Consider the following 2,939-nt stretch of genomic DNA (forward strand, 5'->3'; position numbering starts at 1 on the left):
CAAGAATCGGCACCGGCAGGAATCCGAGCGCCAGCGTCGCGGCCGCGCAGATCCAGATCGTAATCGCCGCAGGCGCCGTCAGCTTCAGTCCCGAATCCGCCGAACCGCTTCTCATGAACATCTGGCGTATGATCGTAAAATACACCGCGTAAGACACGACCGTCGTGACGAGCAGAATCGCCGCCAGCCAATACGTCTTCGTCTGAATCGTTCCGAACAGGATGAACAGCTTTCCGAAGAAGCCGCCGGTCACCGGCAAGCCCGCCAGCGAGCACAGCAGCACAGTCATCGCGACGGCCGTCCACGGAGCCCGATGATACAGTCCCGCAAAGCCGGACACCGTCTCGCTGCCGGAGTCTCGGGTCACGATCATGAGCACCGAGAAAGCTCCGATGTTCATGAATGCGTAAGCGATCAAGTAGTACACGAACTCCGAAAACATCGAAGTGTGAAGCCCGTCAAAGCCGAGCGCGAGCGGAATCAACAGAATGCCTGCGTTGGCTACTCCGGACAGCGCGAGCAGCCGTTTGACGTTCCGCTGGCGCAGCGCGCCCGCCGTACCGACGATCATCGCCGCGCCGGCAAGGACGCTAAGTCCGAGGAACACGTCCTGCTGCAGGAACGTTTCGCCCGGCGGAACGAGATACGCGGAATTGACGAAAATGCGGTACAGCATCGCGAACGCCGCGCCTTTGGCGACGACCGCCAGGAACGCCGTCACGGGTGTCGGAGCCCCCTGATACACATCGGGCGACCAGGCATGGAACGGCGCCAGCGCCAGCTTCACCGCGAAGCCCGCGATCATCAGGAAGAAGCTGATGTAGAGCAGCGCTTCCGCGTTCTCCATCGCGTAGCCGAAGCCCTCGCGGATCAACTCGACTTTCGTAGATCCCGTTATGCCGTACAGGAAGGACATGCCGTACAGAATAAACGCCGATGCCGTCCCACCCGTAACGAAATACTTAAACGCCGCTTCGCTGGACAGCCTGTTTTTCTTCCTCACGGCTACCAGAATATAAGAAGTGATGCTGAGTAGCTCCAGCCCGACGAACAGCGTAATCAAGTCTCCGGACGAGGACATGACCATCGCTCCGAGTGTTGCCGGAAGCACGAGAGAGTACATCTCTCCCTTGATCGGGACATCCTCGTCCTTGATCGCCCCGAGCGACGAGAAGACGATAAACGCGGCCGACCCGAGGAACACAAGCTTTAAGAGATTGCCGAAATCGTCGATGCGGTAGCTTCCCGCCAGCAGCTGGACGACGCCGTCTTCGGTTCCCGGCAGCTCGTTCATGAGCAATACGACGAATACGCTCGAGACCAGCAGACCGACAATGGTCAGCCACCCGATCGCGATCTGGCTCACCCTGCGCGGCAGAACCAAATCCAGCAGCGTCAGGAATACGGCAAACCCGGTCAACGCCAGTTCGGGGGTCACGTACCACAAATCGCTCCAGGTTAAAGCGAGCTTAGTTTCCATGTCAACCCCCCACCCTCGTCTGTAATTGTTCCAGCAGTGCGCCGAAGCCGTTCTGCATCAGATCGGTCAGCAAGGAAGGGTATACGCCGAGCAGGACGATTAGAGCGGACAGGGCGACCATCGGCAGAGCCTCGACGAATCGGGCGTCCTTCAGCTCCGCATGCTTCTCGTGCAGCTCCCCGTAGGTAATGGCCAACACGCTTCGCAGCACGTAGATCGCGGCGAACAGAATTCCGAGCACGCCTATCGCCGTCAGCGCCTTCATCGATCCGAACAGCCCGAGGAACGAGAGGAACTCGCCGATGAAGCCGGACAATCCCGGCAGCCCCAAAGAAGCCAGACCCGCCAGCAGCAGAATGCCGGAGGTGAACGGCATCGCCTTGGCCAATCCGCCCAGCTCGCTCAGCTCCGTCGTGCCCGTCCGTTCGTATAGGCTTCCGACGATCAGGAAGAGCAGCGCCGAGATCAAGCCGTGAGACACCGATTGGAAGATCGCGCCTTGCAAGCCGACCTCTTCCAGAGAGGCGATGCCGAGCAGCACGATGCCCATATGGCTTATGCTCGAGTAGGCCAGCACCAGCTTGAACTCTCTCTGCACGCAGGCGAGAATCGCTCCGTACACGATGTTGACGACGCCGAGAACGGCCAGCACCGTCGTCCACGAATTCGCTTGCTCCGGGAAAAGATACAGCGCAAAGCGAATTAATCCGTACACGCCCATCTTCAGCAAAATGCCGGAGTGAATCATGACGATTGCCGGAGGCGCCTCCGTATGAACCCTCAGCATCCACGTATGGAACGGGAAGATCGGCACCTTGATTCCGAAGGCCACGAGCAGCAGGATGAACGCCGCCCAACGCATATTGTCCGACAGGAACCACATCGTTTCCATGGCGTTGTTTGCATATGAGCCCCCGTCCCGCAAATGGCCGAGCAGAACGTCGTAGTTGCCGGAGAACGTCCAGTTCGCGTTGTCGGCCGATCCGAAGCCGAGCGTCGCGATCAGGATCAGGAACGCGAACAGCATCGCCGCCGAGCCCAATCCGTTGTAGACGAGAAACCGGGTCGCCGCCTTCTCCCGGCCGTAATATCCCCATATGCCGATCAGGAAGAACATCGGAATAAGCGTCACTTCGAAGAAAATAAAGAACAAGACCAGATCCCGCGCCAGGAAAACGCCGTAAATTCCCGTCAGCAGCAGGAGAAACAGAGAATAGTACGTTTTCCAGCGTTTGCGGATGTGCACCGAAGCGAGCGCGGCCATCGTCGAGACGATGCTCGTCAGCAGCAGCAGCGGCATCGAGATGCCGTCCACCGCCAGATGGTATTGGAAGCTCAGCTTTAAGGATTGAATTCCCTCTCCGAACGCTTCGATGTTCAGCGGAATCGCCAGCCACTCGACCTGTTCCGAGTACGCCGCCCCTCCCGCCGAAGGGTTGTAGGAAGCGTATAGCCATAA

At 59.0% G+C, this 2,939-nt stretch carries 2 protein-coding genes; both read right to left on the minus strand.

Annotated features, from left to right (window positions below; all coding sequences use genetic code 11):
* On the minus strand, window positions 1-1,480 hold a 1,480-nt coding region (locus ACESLM_RS30385; protein WP_372638450.1), incomplete at its 3' end, for an NADH-quinone oxidoreductase subunit N.
* A 1-nt stretch (window position 1,481) separates the two neighbouring features.
* A partial coding sequence (locus ACESLM_RS30390; protein WP_372638452.1) for a complex I subunit 4 family protein occupies window positions 1,482-2,939 on the minus strand: 1,458 nt, incomplete at its 5' end.

The organism is Cohnella sp. (assembly GCF_041641335.1).
Taxonomy (GTDB): domain Bacteria; phylum Bacillota; class Bacilli; order Paenibacillales; family Paenibacillaceae; genus Cohnella.